The sequence below is a fragment of the Micromonospora sp. ZG13 genome, assembly GCF_059359355.1.
The window spans coordinates 14,873-30,208 of the sequence record NZ_JCADBQ010000006.1; the positions used below are offsets into that span (position 1 = coordinate 14,873).

Genomic DNA, 15,336 nt, shown 5'->3' on the forward strand with positions numbered 1-15,336 from the left:
GGGACGGGTGGGGCGGGTGGGACCGGCGGAACTTGCGCCGCTCAGCCGGGCCAGTCGACGCGCAGCGGCAGGCCCAGGAAGCCGGCGTAACGGCTCAGGGCACCCTCCACGCGGCCCCGGCTCGGCTCGTCGAGGGGCACCAGCGGCGACACGGTGACCGTCACCCGGTTCTTGCCGACCGTGCGTTGCCAGGTGCCCACGACCCGCCCATCGCGGACGATCGTGGCCCGGAACACGCCGTTGCGGCCCGGCACGATCGCGTCGGCGTGGGCGGGGTCCAGCATCAGTGCGCGGTCCTTGAAGCCCAGCAGGTATTCGTCGAAGCCGGGCAGCACCAGCAGGTCGTCGAGCGGCGTGCGGGGCGCGTCGAGCAGGGCCGCGTCGACGTGCGTCTCCTCCCCGTCGACCCGTACCACCGCCAATGCGTCGCCGGCCGCCGCGAAGCCCCGGCGCGCGTCGGTGAGGGTGAGCCCCGTCCAGCCCGCGAACTCCCGGGCGGTGACCGGCCCGTGCCCGCGGACGTAGCGGTGGGCGAGCATCGCCAGGGCCTCGTCCCGCTCCGGCCGGCGTGCGTCGGGCGCCCACTCGTCGAGCAGGGCGAAGGTCTGCTCGGTGCCCGCGTTGGGCGCGAGGCAGGTGACGCCGCGGACGCTGGCGTACCACAGCAGGTGGTAGCCGCGCTGGTCGCCGGTGTCGATGCCGGCCGCGTTCAGCGCGGCCAGGCACCGTGCGCGGGTGAGCCGGCCGCGGCCGGCCAGCGCGGCGCCGAGCACGTCGAGCGCGCGGTGCGCGTCGGCCTCGGTGAGCCCGAGCCGCGCGCGGCGGGTGGCGGCACCGGCCAGCGAGCGTACGCCGGTCAGCTCCAGCATCCAGCGGGCGTCGCGGGGCGGGACGAGGTGCACGGTGCCCCGCATCGGCCAGGTGCGCAGCGCCTCCCGGCGTTCCAGGGCGGCGTGCACGTCGGCGTGGCCGAGCGCGGGCAGACGCACCCCGAGCGACCACATGCCGCTGGCGAGGTCCTGCGCCTGCATGGCCCCGAACCACTCCACCACGTCGGCGACCCCGCCCGCCGCCGCCGTGGGGTGCGGGCGGAGCAGCAGGCTGGTCATCCGCAGCGCGAGTGCCTCGCGCCCGCCGAGGTCCACCGTCATCGGGCTCCCTTCGCAACAGGTCGGCGTCAGCCTAGGACCGCCCACCGACCTGTCGACGGCACAGGGCGTGCATAAGGGCGGCCGCAGTGGGAAAGCGCCCGGCCGAGATACGCGCAACGGTGCGCGTGGAGGGAGCGACATGACTGCGTCCAGCGAGCCGTCCCGGCGCCGCGCCGTACCGCTAGGCCACGGCGAGGGCGGGGCCGGCACATCGGCCAAGACCAGCGCCGCCGCCGCCTTCGCACTGGTCTTCGGGGTGGCCGCGCTGATCAGCGTGCTGACGGTGATCCTGTCCTGGTTCGGCCTGATCCTGGGCATCATCGGGGTGATCCTGGGCATCGTCGGGCTGAAGATGGCCGGCAGGCCCGGGGTGACCGGCCGGGGCGTGGCGATCGGCGGCCTGGTGCTCAGCGCCCTGGCGGTGTTGATCGGGCTGGCCTTCGCCGCCGGGATCACCACCTTCCTCAACAACGAGGGCGGCGTGGACCGGATCCAACGGGAGGTCGACGACCTGCGCGACCGCCTCGACAACTGAGCCGTGGCCACTTACGCAGGCCCGCCCCGCGCTGATCGCGCTTCGCCGGCGACGCTGCCGGCCAAGCGCGATCCCCCGTTCAGGTTGGCCGGTGCCGGGCGGCTGCCGGTCCGCCGGCACCGGTGCGACCAGCATCGCCGCCCGACGGCCGGATCGGCACCGCAACGCATCGAAACTTGCGGACATCTTGAGCTGTCGGCGGCGGCCGGGATCAGAGCCGGCGGTGCATGACGAGCAGGTCGACGTAGTCCTCGGTCGGGTGCCGGAACGCCTCCGGCACCCGACCGACCACCTCGAAGCCCAGTGACCGCCAGAGCGCCACCGCGCGGGTGTTGGTCGCCACGACGGCGTTGAACTGCATGGCCCGGTAGCCCTCGGCGCGGGCGAGCCCCAGCACGTGCTCACCGAGGGCGCGGCCCACCCCGCGCCCACCGGCGGCGGGATCGACCATGAAGCTGGCGTTGGCCACGTGGTCGCCCGGTCCGAGCTGGTTGGGCACCAGCTTCGCCGAGCCGAGCACCGTGCCGTCCCGGTCGACCGCGACGACCGTGCGCCCCGGCGGCGGCACCAGCCACATCGCCCGGGCCCGCTCCTCGTCGACGTCGCGGGGCCAGGTGTACGTCTCGCCGGCCGCCACGATGGTGCGCAGGAAGGGCCAGATCAGCGGCCAGTCGTCGGGTGTGGCGGGTCTGATCTGCATGCCCCCAGCATCCCTGCCGACGGGCGGGCCCGAGGGGGCGACCTCCGGGACGACCGTTTGACGACGCAAACATCGGGTAGTCGCCGGAGCTGACCCGACATGAGGAGGGAAACATCCGATGGCTGCCCAGACCAAGGTCGCGGTGATCTACTACAGCGCCACCGGCATCACGTACCAGATGGCCCAGGCGGCGTGCGAAGCCGCCGGTGAGGCGGGTGCCGAGGTGCGGCTGCGCAAGGTGCGTGAGCTGGCGCCGGACGAGGCGATCCGCTCCAACTCGGGCTGGCACGCGCACCACATGGAGACCCAGGACGTCCCCGAGGCACAGCTCGACGACCTGTCCTGGGCCGACGTGGTGATCTTCGGGACCCCGACCCGGTACGGCGTGATGGCCGCCCAGCTCAAGCAGTTCATGGACACCACCGGGCCGCTGTGGTCGCAGGGCGTTTTGGCGAACAAGGTCTACTCCGCGTTCTGCTCGACGGCCACCTCCCACGGCGGGCAGGAGGCCACCCTGCTGTCGATGTTCAACGTCTTCTACCACTGGGGCGGGGTCGTGGTGACCCCCGGCTACACCGACCCGAGCCAGTTCGTCGCCGGCAACCCCTACGGCGCCTCGCACACCAGCAACAACGGCGAGACGGCGCCGGACGACATCGCGCTCGGCGCCTGCGCGTTGACCGCCCGGCGGGCCGTGCAGATCGGTAAGGCGCTGAAGGCGGGCCTGGCCGGCTGAGCCGCCACCGGTGCGGCGGCACCGGCGTCCGGGTCGGCCGCGCGCCGCCGACGGGCCACGCGACCGGCGGTCCGGGCGGGGGCTCTCGGCCCGCCCGGCCCGCCGGTCGCAGCACCCCTACCCCCGTTCGGGTCGACTATGCACGCTCCGGCACCCTCCCGGCGGCCGCCGTCGACGGGTTCCGTGGCGGCAGCAGCCTGCCCAGCAGGTCGGCGAGCACGGCCATGCCGTCGGGGCTGAGCACCGACTCCGGGTGGAACTGCACCCCGGCGAAGCCGCGCCCGCGCAGCGCGTGCACCGCGCCGTCGGCCGCGTCGCGGGCCAGCTCGACCGGGCCGTACGGGGTGACCAGCCGGTCGGCGTCGGCGCGCGCCGTGAAGCTGGAGTAGAAGCCGACCCGGCGGCGCGTGCCGAAGAGGTCTATCTCCCGCTGGAGGCCCTGGTAGGGCGCGTGCCGGCGGTGCGGGGTCAGCCCGAGCAGGCCGGCGAGCAACTGGTGACCCAGGCAGACGGCCAGGGTGGGCCGGCCCTCGGCGAGCAGGCCGGCGAGCAGCCCGCGCATCGCACGCATCTTCGGCTCGGTGGCGCTGCCCGGGTCGCCCGGTCCGGGGCCGACCACCACCAGGTCGTGGGCGTCCACGCGGCCGGCGGCGTGCCACGGGCGCAGCGTCACGACGAGGCCGAGCGCGCCCAGTTGGTGGGCCAGCATGCCGGTGAAGGTGTCCTCGCCGTCGACGATCAGCGCCCGCAGCCCGGCCAGCCCGGGCGGGCCGGCGGCGCCCGGCGAGCGCTGGTCCAGCCAGAACCGGGCCAGCGGCGCGTTGCGCGCGGCCAGCGCGGCTCGCACCTCGGGGTCGTCGGCCAGGCGTACGGCGGGGCCCGGGCCGGCGGCGGGTGCCTGCGGGCCGAGGCCCAGCGCGGCCAGTACGCCGGCCGCCTTGGCGTGCGTCTCGGCCACCTCGCCCTCGGCCGTCGAGTGCCGCACCAGCGTGGCGCCGACCGGCACCCGCAGCTCGCCGGCGGGGGAGATCTCGGCGGTACGGATCAGGATCGGCGCGTCCAGGGTCTGCCGGCCGGCGTCGTCGCGCCCGAGCAGCGCCAGCACCCCGGCGTAGTAGCGCCGCCCGGTGCGCTCGTGGCGGGCGATGACGCGGCAGGCGTTCTCCATCGGGCTGCCGGTGACGGTGGGCGCGAACATCGTCTCCCGCAGCACCTCCCGCACGTCCTTCGTGCCCCGGCCGGCGAGCAGGTACTCCGTGTGGGCCAGGTGGGACATCTCCTTGAGGTGGGGCCCGACGACCTGGCCGCCGTGCTCGGCGACCGTGGCCATCATCTTCAGCTCCTCGTCGAGCACCATGTACAGCTCCTCGACCTCCTTGGGGTCGGCGAGGAAGCGCAGCAGCGCGGCGCGGTCGGCCTCCGCGCCGGTGTGCCGGAAGGTGCCGCTGATCGGGTTCATCATGACCAGGCCGTCGTCGACGCTGACATGCCGCTCCGGGCTGGCGCCGACGAGGATGCGGGTGCCGGTGTGCACCAGGAACGTCCAGTACGCCCCCCGTTCGCTCGCCAACAGCCGGCGCAGCGCGGCCAGCGCGGCGGCCAGCGGTGGGCCCTGCACGGTGGCGCGCAGACAGCGGTGGATGACGAAGTTGGCGCCCTCGCCGCGCCCGATCTCCTCGGCGAGGACCCGGCCGACGGTGGCGGCGTACTCGTCGTCGGTGACGTCGAAGCCGGCGTCGGCGGTGCGTACGGGCGCGTCGGGCAGCGCGGCGAGCACCTCGGCGAGGCCGACCCGCTCGTGCCGGGCGATGTGCAGGAACTCCAGCGGGACGCCGTCGTCGACGCAGGCGAGGCCCCGCTCGGTGACCTGCCGGTACGGCACCAGCGCCAGGGTGCGGGGGCCGGGCGGCCCGTCGGGCAGCGGGAGGTCGGCGAGCCGGTCGGCCGTGCGTACCGTGCCGGTGAACAGCTCCAGATGCGTGGCGCCCTCGCGTCGCACGAGCGCGAAGGGGCCGGGGTCGCCGCCGGCGGCGGCGGTGGCGAGCAGCGCGGTCAGGTCGGTCATCGGTTCTCCTCGGGCCGGGCGGCGCCCGGCGGGGCGGCCGGGAGGGCCGGGGAGAAGCCGGCGGCCGCCTCGTCGGGCGGCCGCGTGGGAAGCTACGCGCGGGGGGTGGCCGCCGGGTCGGCGGGCCACCAGCAGGACAGGTGCGCGGGCATGCGATCACCCTACGGTCCGCCGTGAGCGACGGAAAGCCGATCGGGCGTACGGCCCACCCGCTGGGACGCCGGGACACGGCGCACCGGGTAACTTGACCCGCGATGAACATTCTCGCGCTCGACCTGGGCACCTCCTCGGTACGCGGACTCGTGCTGGACACGGACGCCCGCCCGCTGCCCGGCGCGCTGGCCCGGCGCAGGGTGAGCCTCGTCGTGCACGACGACGGCACCGGCACCCTGGACGGTCCCGGCTACCTGGCCTGCCTGGCGGAGTGTCTGGACGAGCTGGCCGCCGGCGGCCACCTGCGCGACGTGTCGCTGGTGGCGACGTCCGCGCAGTGGCACTCGGTGGTGCCGGTGGGCGCCGACGACGTGCCCCTCGGGCCGGTGCTGACCTGGCTCGACACCCGACCGGAGGTGCCGGCCGGGGCGCCCGGCCCGGCCGACCCGGCGGACTTCCACCGGCGTACGGGCACGTGGTGGCACCGCTGCTACTGGTCGGTCCGGCTGCCCTGGCTGCGGGCGCACACCGGCGGCCGGATCGCCCGCTTCGTCGGCCTGGCCGAGTACGTGCTGGGCGAGCTGCTCGGTCGGGTGCCCATGTCGGTCTCCCAGGCCTCCGGCACCGGCCTGCTGGACCTGCGGACGCTGGACTGGGACGCCGAGGCGTGCGCGCTGGCCGGCAGCGGCGCCGGCGAGCTGCCCGAGCTGGCCCCGAGCGGGTGGCGGGGTCGGCTGCGGCCGGCGTACGCGTGGCGCTGGCCGCAGCTCGCCGACGTGCCCTGGGCCGGCCCGGTGGGCGACGGCGCGGCGTCGAACGTCGGCTCGGGCTGCGTCGAGCCGGGCCGGATCGCGGTGACGGTGGGCACGTCGGCGGCGGTGCGGCTGGTGCAGCGCGTTCCTGCGGGGCAGGCCATGCCGGCGCTGCCCGAACAGCTCTGGCGCTACCGGGTCGACCACGAGCACGTGGTGACCGGCGCCGCGTACTCCTCCGGCGGCAACCTCTTCGCCTGGGCCAACCGGGAGCTGCGGTTGCCCGAGGGCGCCGAGCTGGACGCGGCCCTGGCCCGGGTGTCGCACGACCGGGGCATGCCGGTCAACGTGCGCTTCGGCGGGGACCGGCCGCCCGGGATGGCGCCGGCGGGCTCGGGCGTGCTGGGGGGCCTGAGCTTCGGCACCACGGCGGTGGAGATCCTGGCGGGGCTGATGCGCGGCCTGTGCGACCTGGTCGCCGACGACCTGGTGACGTTGGAGTCCACCGTCGACGAGCCGGTCGAGGTGGTGCTCGGCGGGGGAGCGGTGGCGGCCTCCCGCTGGTGGCGTACGACGTTCGCCGCGGCGCTGGCGCCCCGGCCGGTGTGGTACGGCCGCAACCCGGAGGTCGGGGCGAGCGGCGCGGCACTGGTGGCGATGGATCGCCTGGGTGACGCCTCTCGGCTCGCCGCCATCGTCCGGACGGACGACACCGCCTCACCCTCCTGAGTCGCACCTCAGCCCGCCCCGTTGACACCGCTCCCGGGCCTGGTTGGATGGACTCCGCTCCCCGGCTCGCGGCGGACGCGGGACAGGCAGGAGGTAGGGGTGGGGGCAGGTCCGGAACCGTCCGACGGCACGGTGTCGCAGCACCGCCGACGCCGGTTCGACGTCCGGGTCGTGCCGCACCGCCGCCGCTCCCCGTTCCGGCTGCGGGACTGGCGGATGCGCACCAAGCTCGCCACCGTGCTGGTCATTCCGTCGGTCGCGTTCCTGGTGCTGGCTGGCGTGCAGACCCACACCCTGGTGGGGCGGACGACCGCGTTGGGCGACTTCGCCCAGCAGGTGGGCATCGGTCGGGAGGTCGTCGCGCTGGTGCACCAGCTCCAGCAGGAACGCGACCGGGCCGCCGGTGAGCTGGGCGAGCTGCGCCGGGGCGGCGCGGGCGTCGACCGGGACGCGGCGATCGTCGTGCTGAAGCCGTTGCAGGGCGCCACCGACCAGGCGTTGCGTGACCTGCGTCGGGCCGCCGAGCCGCTGGCCGACGCCGACGCCTCCTGGCGGGTCGCGTACTCGGAGGTGCTGGAGGCCTACGACCAGGTCGTCTACATCCGGGCGGCGATCCCCCCGGCGGTGCTGGGCAGCGACACCATCCTGAGCAGCTACCACCGGGCCGTCGACGCGCTGCTGCGCCTGCTCGCCGAGCCGTCGCCGGGCGAGGACCGTCCGGCGCTCAGCGACGCGGTGCTGCGCTACGTGCAGCTGGCCCGGGTCAAGGAACTCTCCTCGCGGGTCCGCGCCCAGCTCTACGAGGCCGCCCGCGCCGGCCGGTACGGCGTCGAGGACCGGGTGGTGCTGAGCGACCTGCGCGCCCAGCAGCTGACGGCGCTCGGGGCGTTCCGGGTCGTCGCCACCGCCGCACAGGTCCGCCGCTACGACGAGACCTCGGTGGACCCGGCGTTCCTGGCGGCCACCCGGCTGGAGGAGCAGAGCCTGCCGACCGGCGCCGCGCCGGCCGTGCTGCCGGCTCCACAGTGGTGGGCGGCCAGCGAGCAGCGTCAGGAGCTGCTGCGCCGGATCGAGGCGTCGGTGCTCGACGACGCCGTACGGCAGGCCGACGAGGTGAGCGCGTCGCAGCTGCGTACGACGCTGCTGGTCGTCGGCAGCATCGTCTCGGTGCTGCTGGTGGCCCTGCTCATCTCCGTGCTCGTCGGCCGGTCCATCGCCCGGTCGATGCGGCTGCTGCGTGGCCAGGCGCTGCGGATCGCCCAGCTGGAGCTGCCGGAGGCCCTCGACCGGCTGCGGACCGTGACGGGGGGCGTGCCCGCGATCGAGGTACCGCCGGCGGTGGTCCGTTCGCTCGACGAGATCGGCGAGCTGGCGGAGGCGTTCGTGGCGGTGCACCGCAGCGCGGTCAACGTCGCCGTCGAGCAGGCGACGACCCGGCGCAACGTCAACGCGATGTTCGTCAACCTCGCCCGGCGCAGCCAGGTGCTCGTGGAGCGCCAGCTGGAGCTGCTCGACGACCTGGAACGCGAGGAGAGCGACCCGGACCAGCTGGAGAACCTCTTCAAGCTCGACCACCTGGCCGCCCGCATGCGGCGCAACGACGACAGCCTGCTGGTGCTCGCCGGGACCGAGTCGACGCGCCGGTGGAACCGGCCGGTGGGGCTCGGGGCGATGCTGCTCGCCGCGAGCGCCGAGATCGAGCAGTACCAGCGGGTGCGGCACGGGGCGGTGGCCGACCTGCACGTCGTCGGCCACGCCGTCGGCGAGCTGGTCCACGTGCTCGCCGAGCTGCTGGAGAACGCCACCTCCTTCTCCCGCCCGGACACGGTCGTCGGGGTCACCGCCCGGGCCGAGGGCGCCGGTGCGGTCATCGAGATCAGCGACCAGGGGCTGGGCATGAGCGCGGCCGCCCTGGCCGAGGCGAACGCCGTCCTCGCCACCCCGCCGGCCGCCGACGTGGCGACGGTCGAACGGATGGGCCTGTTCGTGGTCAGTCACCTGGCCTCCCGGCTGGGCGTCGAGGTGCGCCTCGACGGCGGCGAGGGCGGCCTCGTGGCCCGGGTACGGCTGCCCGGCGGTCTGCTGGCGGCGGCGCCCGATCGGGAGGCGCCCGCCCCGGCGCGGATGCTGACGGCCACGGCGGCGGGCGCGGCGTGGGGCGGCGTGCCGCCGGCGGACGAGCTGCCGGTGGCGGGTCGTCCGCCGGCGTGGGGCGGCGCGCGGCCGGCGGGGGAGCTGCCGGTGGCCGGGCGCCGGGCGGAGACCGCGCCCCGGCAGGCCCGGTCGGTGCCGGTCCGGGCCGAGGACGTGCTCGCCTCGCCGGGACGCCCGCCCGCGTCGGCCGGGGGCGGCTGGTGGTCCCGGCAGGGGCCGTCGCCGGCTTCCGCGCCGCAGGGCTCGCCGACGCCGCCGGCCGTTCCGGTCACCGGTGGGACGAATGAGCGCGGCCTGCCCGTGCGGGTGCCGATGGCGCAGCTCTCCGCCGTCACCCGGCCACAGCAGCCGGTGGCGCGCCACGACCCGGACCCGGAGGCGGTCGGGGGGATGCTGTCGCGGCTCTACAGCGGGGTACGGCGGGCCGAGGCCGAGGACACCACGGAGATTTCCATGCCGCCGGGCGGCGTACGCACCGAAGGGGGACAGCGATGACGACGTTGAGCCGGGAGGCCCGCGACCTGAGCTGGCTGGTCAGCGGATTCGCGGAGCGGGTGCCGGGGGTGGTGCACGCCATCGTGGTCTCCTCCGACGGCCTGCTGGTCGCGATCTCCGACCACCTGCCCCGCGACCACGCCGACAAGCTCGCCGCGGTGACCTCGGGGCTGATGAGCATCACGGCGGGCGCGGCGCAGATGTTCGACGGCGACATCGTCAAGCAGACGGTCGTCGAGATGGGGCGCGGCTACTTCCTGGTCATGCAGGTGCGCGACGGTTCCATCCTGGCCACGCTGGCCGGTGCGGAGGCCGACATCGGCGTGGTCGGCTACGAGATGGCGCGACTGGCGAAGCAGGCGGGGGAGATGCTCACCCCGGCGCTGCGGGCGGAGCTTCAGCAGGCCCTGCCCCGCTGACCGGGGCGGCGCGCCCGCCCGGTGCCCACCCCGGCGCCGTCGACCGGTGCCGGGGTGGCGGGAGCCGGGTGGTCAGAGACCGTTGGCGGCGATGACCTGGCGGTACCAGTGCGCGCTGCGCTTGAGCACGCGCCGCTGGGTCTGGTAGTCCACGTAGACCAGTCCCCAGCGCTCGTCGTATCCCGCGTCCCACTCGAAGTTGTCGAGCAGGGACCACACGTGGTAGCTCTCCAGCGGTACGCCGGCGGCCACGGCCCGGTGGGCGGCGGCGAAGTGGTCGCGCAGGAAGGCCACCCGGCCGGCGTCGTCGACGGTGCCGGCGTCGTCGAGGGTGTCCGGGGTGGGCAGCCCGTTCTCGGTGACGGTGAGCGGGATCGGGCCGTAGTCGCGGGTCACCCGGGTCAGGATGTCGTACATGCCGTCAGGGTGGATCTGCTGCCAGGGGGCCTGTGAGGTGGGCCAGCGCGGGATCGTCGTGCCGTCGCCGTCGAGGTAGTACGGGGTGTAGTACTGCACGGCGAGCAGGTCCACCGGCGCCGAGATGGTCGCCAGGTCGCCGTCGCGGATGCCGCGGACCAGCCGGCTGTCGGGGCCGAGGTCGTCGAGCACGTCCTGCGGGTAGCGGCCGGTGAGGATCGGGTCGAGGTAGAGGCGGTTCTCGTAGCCGTCGTGCAGCCGGGCGGCCCGGGCCGCCTCAGGCGAGTCGTCGGCCGGGTAGCAGGGGTGCAGGTTGAGTGCCGGGCCGATCCGGCCGGCGCCGGTGGCGCGGTGCGCCGCGACGGCGAGCCCGTGGGCCAGGTGGAGGTGGTGGGCGACCAGGTACGCGGCGTCCGGGTCCTGCCGGCCCGGGGCGTGGTGGCCCACGAGGTAGCCGTTCTGCACCACGGTCTTCGGCTCGTTGACGGTCAGCCAGACCGGGACCTGGTCGCCGAGCGCGCGGAAGACGATCTCGGCGTAGTCGGCGAAGCGGTGGGCGACGTCGCGCGACTCCCAGCCGCCGGCGTCCTGGAGGGCCTGCGGCAGGTCCCAGTGGAACAGCGTCGCCATGGGTGCGATGCCCCGCTCGTGCAGCCCGTCGACGAGGCGGCGGTAGAAGTCCAGCCCGCGCTGGTTGGGCGCGCCGGTGCCGTCGGCCTGCACGCGTGGCCAGGAGATGGAGAAGCGGTAGCTGTGCAGCCCGAGGTCGCGCATCAGGTCGAGGTCCTCGGCGTAGCGGTGGTAGTGGTCGGCGGCGACGTCGCCGGTGTCGCCGTTGCGCGTGCGGCCGGGCGTACGGCTGAAGGTGTCCCAGATGGATTCGCCGCGGCCGTCCTCCTTGGCGGCGCCCTCGATCTGGTAGGCGGAGGTGGCCGCGCCCCAGCCGAAGCCCGGGGGGAAGCGCAGGGCGGCCGCCGGCGTCGCGTCGGGGCCGGCGGGCCGGTCCGCGTCGCCCGCCACGGCGGTGGCGTGCGTGCCGGCGCCGGCCGGGTCGGCGGGGGCGGTGGCGGAGAGCGCGGCGCCGTGGGGCGGGCGCGGGGTGGGCATCGACATCGGTTCTCCTCATGGTCTGCGTGGCCACCGCCGGGCCGGGAGCGCTCCCAGCATAGGGCAGGAGGCCCCGGGCGGTCGCCTCCGCCCGACGCTGGCGGGTGGGGCGACCGAAGGTGGAAGAGGGGTGCGTCGTACGCCCGTGACGGCGGTGCGGGAGCGGGGGCGCGGGTGGCGCGCCGGCGCTCGGGGCGACCGGCCGCGGGACGCCGGGGCGCCGGGGGCGCGGGGCGTCGACCGGGCGGTACGGGCGGACAGCGTGCGAGGCCGGTCGGAACGGCGACACGGCCAGTCCCGTCGGCCTCTTTTCCCATCGTGCAAGGGGGTTTAGTGTGGGGACGGGGGAGGGCAACCCCCGTCCCCACCATTGCTGCACACGCACGGGCGGAATTGGCGTCCTGTCGTGCGTGTCGCGCGGGAGCCGGGCCACGCGAGTGGCTAGAGGATCCACCTCCCTCCGTGTTGGCGGGATGGCTGACGGCGGTGTCCGGGCTGGCCCGCCGTCAGCCTCGGGCTGACTCCCCGGGTTCCGTCGTCCGACGGACCCCGGGTGATCTTCTAGTTGCAACTCCGTCGATGGAAGCGCTCCCATCGACCGATGCTGCGACTGTAACGCCCGTCACGGCTTTGTGAAAGCCCCAAAACGAGATCGAAACATGTTGCTGCCCCAACGCGCGACCGGCCATTGTGGGAGCGCTTCCATGCATGGCACACTGACGCCACCGCGACGCGGAGCCAGATCGCGCATGCGTGGGTCGCCGAGGGCAGCCGGTGTCTCCGGTACGGCATCCGACGCACCGGTGGAGTCGCCGCCCCGCACGGGGCGCCGCCCGCCGCACCCCGGCCTCGGGCCGGGGCGACCACCATCCCGGGCGCCCGGACCACCTTCGCGGGCAGGGCGCCCCGCCGGGGCCGCACCGTCCCCGGCCAGGTCCGAGGAGACACCGCGCACATGAGAAATCTGGCAAGACGTCGCCGCCTGGCGATGGTCGCCGCCGCCGCGCTCGCCGTGGGCGGGGTGACCCTGCCGGCCGGCGCCGCGCAGGCCGCCCCCGCCTGCGACGTGGTCTACGCGACGAGCGACTGGAGCAACGGCTTCACCGCCAACGTCACCATCAAGAACCTCGGCGACCCGATCAACGGCTGGACGTTGAAGTTCGCCTTCCCCGGCGACCAGAAGGTCACCCAGGGCTGGTCGGCCAAGTGGAGCCAGAGCGGCAACCAGGTCACGGCCACCAACGAGGCGTGGAACGGCAGCATCGGCACCGGCGCCTCCACCAGCATCGGCTTCAACGGCACGCACAGCGGCGCCAACCCGAAGCCGACCTCCTTCTCGGTCAACGGCGTCACCTGCGGGGGCACCCAGCAGCAGCCGCCGACGGTCGCGCTCAACGTGCCGGCCGGCCCGTTCGAGGCCCCCGCCGACGTGCCGCTGAGCGCCACCGCCAGCGACCCGGACGGCACGATCAGCAAGGTCGAGTTCTACCGCAACGGCCTGCTGGTCAACACCGACACCACCGCCCCGTACGGCTACACCCTCGAAGACCTGCCCGCCGGCGCGTACACCGTGCAGGCCAAGGCGTACGACAACGCCAACCTGACCGCCACCGCCGAGAAGTCCTTCACCGTCACGGCGGCGTCCGGGCCGGTGCTGGTCGCCACCCCGTCGGCGGTGAGCGTGACCGAGGGCGGCAGCTCGACGGTCAACCTCAAGCTCAGCGCGGCGCCCACGGCCAACGTGCCGGTCTCGCTGGCCCGCACCGGCGACACCGACATCACCGTCTCGCCGGCCTCGGTGACGCTGACCCCGAGCAACTGGAACACCGGGGTGAACGTGACCGTCGCGGCGGCCGAGGACGCCGACACGCTCGGCGGCACCGCCACCGTCACCGCCTCGGCCACCGGCTACGCCCCGCTGGCCATCACCGCCACCGAGATCGACAACGACACCGGCGGCGGGGACAACACCTACGTCAAGCGGTTCCTCGACCAGTACGGCAAGATCAAGAACTCGGGCTACTTCAGCCCCGAGGGCGTGCCGTACCACTCCATCGAGACGCTCATCGTCGAGGCGCCCGACCACGGCCACGAGACGACCTCCGAGGCGTTCAGCTTCTGGCTGTGGCTGGAGGCCCAGTACGGCCGGGTGACCCAGAACTGGGCGCCGTTCAACAACTCCTGGACGGTGATGGAGAAGTACATCATCCCGTCGCACGCCGACCAGCCCACCGCGGGCGCGGCCGGCACCGCGCAGTACGCCGCCGAGCACGACCTGCCCAGCCAGTACCCGTCGCAGCTCGAGCCGTCCGTGCCGGTCGGCCAGGACCCGCTGCGCGCGGAACTGCAGAACACGTACGGCACCGGCGACATCTACGGCATGCACTGGCTGCTCGACGTGGACAACACCTACGGCTACGGCCGCTGCGGCGACGGCACCACCCGGCCGGCGTACATCAACACCTTCCAGCGGGGCACCCAGGAGTCGGTGTGGGAGACCGTGCCGCAGCCGTCCTGCGACACCTTCGCCCACGGCGGCCCCAACGGCTACCTCGACCTGTTCGTCAAGGAGGCGAACGCGCCGGCGAAGCAGTGGAAGTACACCAACGCCCCCGACGCCGACGCCCGCGCCGTGCAGGCCGCGTACTGGGCCCTGACCTGGGCCAAGGAGCAGGGCAAGGAGGCCGACGTGGCGGCCACCGTGGCCAAGGCCGCCAAGATGGGTGACTACCTGCGCTACGCCATGTTCGACAAGTACTTCAAGAAGATCGGCAACTGCGTCGGGGCGTCCACCTGCCCGGCCGGCACCGGCAAGGACTCGGCGCACTACCTGATGTCCTGGTACTACGCCTGGGGCGGCGCGTACGAGCCGAACCAGAACTGGTCGTGGCGCATCGGCTCCAGCCACAACCACTTCGGCTACCAGAACCCGTTCGCGGCCTGGGCGCTGACCAACGTCAACGAGCTGAAGCCGAAGTCGCCGACGGCCGTCACCGACTGGACCAAGAGCCTGGAGCGGCAGCTGGAGTTCTACACCTGGCTCCAGTCCGCCGAGGGCGGCATCGCCGGCGGCGCGACCAACAGCTGGGGCGGGCACTACGGTCAGCCCCCGGCCGGCACGTCGACCTTCTACGGCATGTACTACGACGTCGACCCGGTCTACAACGACCCGCCGTCGAACCAGTGGTTCGGCATGCAGGCCTGGTCGATGCAGCGCATCGCCGAGCTGTACCTGGAGACCGGCAACGCCAAGGCCAAGGCCCTGCTCGACAAGTGGGTGCCGTGGGCGATCGCCAACACCACGCTGGGCACCAACTGGTCGATCCCGTCGGACATGAAGTGGACCGGCCAGCCGACCACCTGGAACCCGGCCAACCCGCAGCCCAACACCAACCTGCACGTCGAGGTCACGGTGAAGGGCCAGGACGTCGGCATCGCCGCCGCCTACGCCCGCACCCTCATCGCGTACGCGGCGAAGTCGGGCAACGCGGCGGCGAAGACCACCGCCAAGGGGCTGCTGGACGCGCTGCACGCGGCCAGCGACGCGCAGGGCGTCTCCACCGTGGAGAAGCGCGGCGACTACCGCCGCTTCGACGACGTCTACGACGCCAGCACCGGCCAGGGCCTGTACGTGCCGCCGGGCTGGACGGGGACCATGCCCAACGGCGACGCCATCGCCGCGGGCAAGAGCTTCCTCGACATCCGCTCCTTCTACAAGAACGACCCGGCCTGGCCGAAGGTCCAGGCGTACCTCGACGGCGGTCCCGAGCCGGAGTTCAAGTACCACCGGTTCTGGGCGCAGGCGGACGTCGCCATGGCGTACGCCGACTACGGCAAGCTGTTCCCCAACGGCTGAACCGACTCCTCCGGGTGGGCGGCGCGGCCCGCCCACCCGGGGGCCGACCGGGCCCTGGGGGAGCGGA

The 15,336-nt window shown here is 74.3% G+C and carries 10 protein-coding genes; 6 read left to right on the forward strand and 4 right to left on the reverse strand.

Annotated features, from left to right (window positions below):
• Window positions 1-41: 41 nt before the first annotated feature.
• Complete coding sequence (locus AC5L34_RS14955; RefSeq protein WP_441175993.1) at window positions 42-1,151, reverse strand: winged helix DNA-binding domain-containing protein; 1,110 nt, start codon at window positions 1,149-1,151, stop codon at window positions 42-44.
• A 139-nt stretch (window positions 1,152-1,290) separates the two neighbouring features.
• Here AC5L34_RS14955 and AC5L34_RS14960 point away from each other — a divergent pair, with 139 nt between their 5' ends.
• Window positions 1,291-1,686, forward strand: a complete 396-nt coding sequence (locus AC5L34_RS14960; RefSeq protein ID WP_441175992.1) for a DUF4190 domain-containing protein — start codon at window positions 1,291-1,293, stop codon at window positions 1,684-1,686.
• A 211-nt stretch (window positions 1,687-1,897) separates the two neighbouring features.
• Here the strand turns inward: AC5L34_RS14960 and AC5L34_RS14965 are convergent, their stop codons facing one another.
• Window positions 1,898-2,386 carry a GNAT family N-acetyltransferase gene (locus AC5L34_RS14965; protein WP_441175991.1) on the reverse strand — a complete coding sequence of 163 codons (489 nt, stop codon included), beginning with the start codon at window positions 2,384-2,386 and terminating at the stop codon, window positions 1,898-1,900.
• 118 nt (window positions 2,387-2,504) lie between these two features.
• Between AC5L34_RS14965 and wrbA the strand changes: the two genes are divergently transcribed.
• Window positions 2,505-3,122: an NAD(P)H:quinone oxidoreductase gene (gene wrbA, locus AC5L34_RS14970; protein ID WP_494825392.1), complete on the forward strand. Its 618-nt coding sequence runs from the start codon at window positions 2,505-2,507 to the stop codon at window positions 3,120-3,122.
• Window positions 3,123-3,258: 136 nt separating this feature from the next.
• Here wrbA and AC5L34_RS14975 read toward each other — a convergent pair whose 3' ends face one another.
• Window positions 3,259-5,187, reverse strand: a complete 1,929-nt coding sequence (locus AC5L34_RS14975) for an anthranilate synthase family protein (protein ID WP_494825394.1) — start codon at window positions 5,185-5,187, stop codon at window positions 3,259-3,261.
• A 254-nt stretch (window positions 5,188-5,441) separates the two neighbouring features.
• Between AC5L34_RS14975 and AC5L34_RS14980 the strand changes: the two genes are divergently transcribed.
• The 3 genes from AC5L34_RS14980 (at window position 5,442) to AC5L34_RS14990 (ending at window position 9,889) form a co-directional block, all read left to right on the forward strand.
• The gene (locus AC5L34_RS14980; RefSeq protein ID WP_441175988.1) at window positions 5,442-6,821 is read left to right on the forward strand and encodes an FGGY family carbohydrate kinase; all 1,380 of its coding nucleotides are present in this window, start codon (window positions 5,442-5,444) and stop codon (window positions 6,819-6,821) included.
• Window positions 6,822-6,920: 99 nt separating this feature from the next.
• Complete coding sequence (locus AC5L34_RS14985; RefSeq protein ID WP_494825396.1) at window positions 6,921-9,470, forward strand: sensor histidine kinase; 2,550 nt, start codon at window positions 6,921-6,923, stop codon at window positions 9,468-9,470.
• Entirely contained in the window at window positions 9,467-9,889 is a 423-nt protein-coding gene (locus AC5L34_RS14990; RefSeq protein ID WP_088999490.1) for a roadblock/LC7 domain-containing protein, read from the forward strand. The genes AC5L34_RS14985 and AC5L34_RS14990 overlap by 4 nt, the downstream gene beginning before the upstream one ends.
• A gap of 72 nt (window positions 9,890-9,961) precedes the next feature.
• Here the strand turns inward: AC5L34_RS14990 and AC5L34_RS14995 are convergent, their stop codons facing one another.
• A complete protein-coding gene (locus AC5L34_RS14995) occupies window positions 9,962-11,419 on the reverse strand; it encodes a GH1 family beta-glucosidase (protein WP_441175986.1) in 1,458 nt (485 codons plus the stop codon).
• A 958-nt stretch (window positions 11,420-12,377) separates the two neighbouring features.
• On the opposite strand from AC5L34_RS14995, the gene AC5L34_RS15000 reads away from it, so the two are divergent.
• Window positions 12,378-15,269 carry a glycoside hydrolase family 48 protein gene (locus AC5L34_RS15000; RefSeq protein ID WP_494825760.1) on the forward strand — a complete coding sequence of 964 codons (2,892 nt, stop codon included), beginning with the start codon at window positions 12,378-12,380 and terminating at the stop codon, window positions 15,267-15,269.
• Window positions 15,270-15,336 lie beyond the last annotated feature (67 nt).

Bases quoted from the DNA above. Each gene is read 5' to 3' on its own strand.
- AC5L34_RS14965 (WP_441175991.1), bottom strand. From the start codon at position 2,386: ATGCAGATCAGACCCGCCACACCCGACGACTGGCCGCTGATCTGGCCC.
- wrbA (WP_494825392.1), top strand. From the start codon at position 2,505: ATGGCTGCCCAGACCAAGGTCGCGGTGATCTACTACAGCGCCACCGGC.
- AC5L34_RS14990 (WP_088999490.1), top strand. From the start codon at position 9,467: ATGACGACGTTGAGCCGGGAGGCCCGCGACCTGAGCTGGCTGGTCAGC.
- AC5L34_RS14980 (WP_441175988.1), top strand. From the start codon at position 5,442: ATGAACATTCTCGCGCTCGACCTGGGCACCTCCTCGGTACGCGGACTC.
- AC5L34_RS14955 (WP_441175993.1), bottom strand. From the start codon at position 1,151: ATGACGGTGGACCTCGGCGGGCGCGAGGCACTCGCGCTGCGGATGACC.
- AC5L34_RS14975 (WP_494825394.1), bottom strand. From the start codon at position 5,187: ATGACCGACCTGACCGCGCTGCTCGCCACCGCCGCCGCCGGCGGCGAC.
- AC5L34_RS14960 (WP_441175992.1), top strand. From the start codon at position 1,291: ATGACTGCGTCCAGCGAGCCGTCCCGGCGCCGCGCCGTACCGCTAGGC.
- AC5L34_RS14995 (WP_441175986.1), bottom strand. From the start codon at position 11,419: ATGTCGATGCCCACCCCGCGCCCGCCCCACGGCGCCGCGCTCTCCGCC.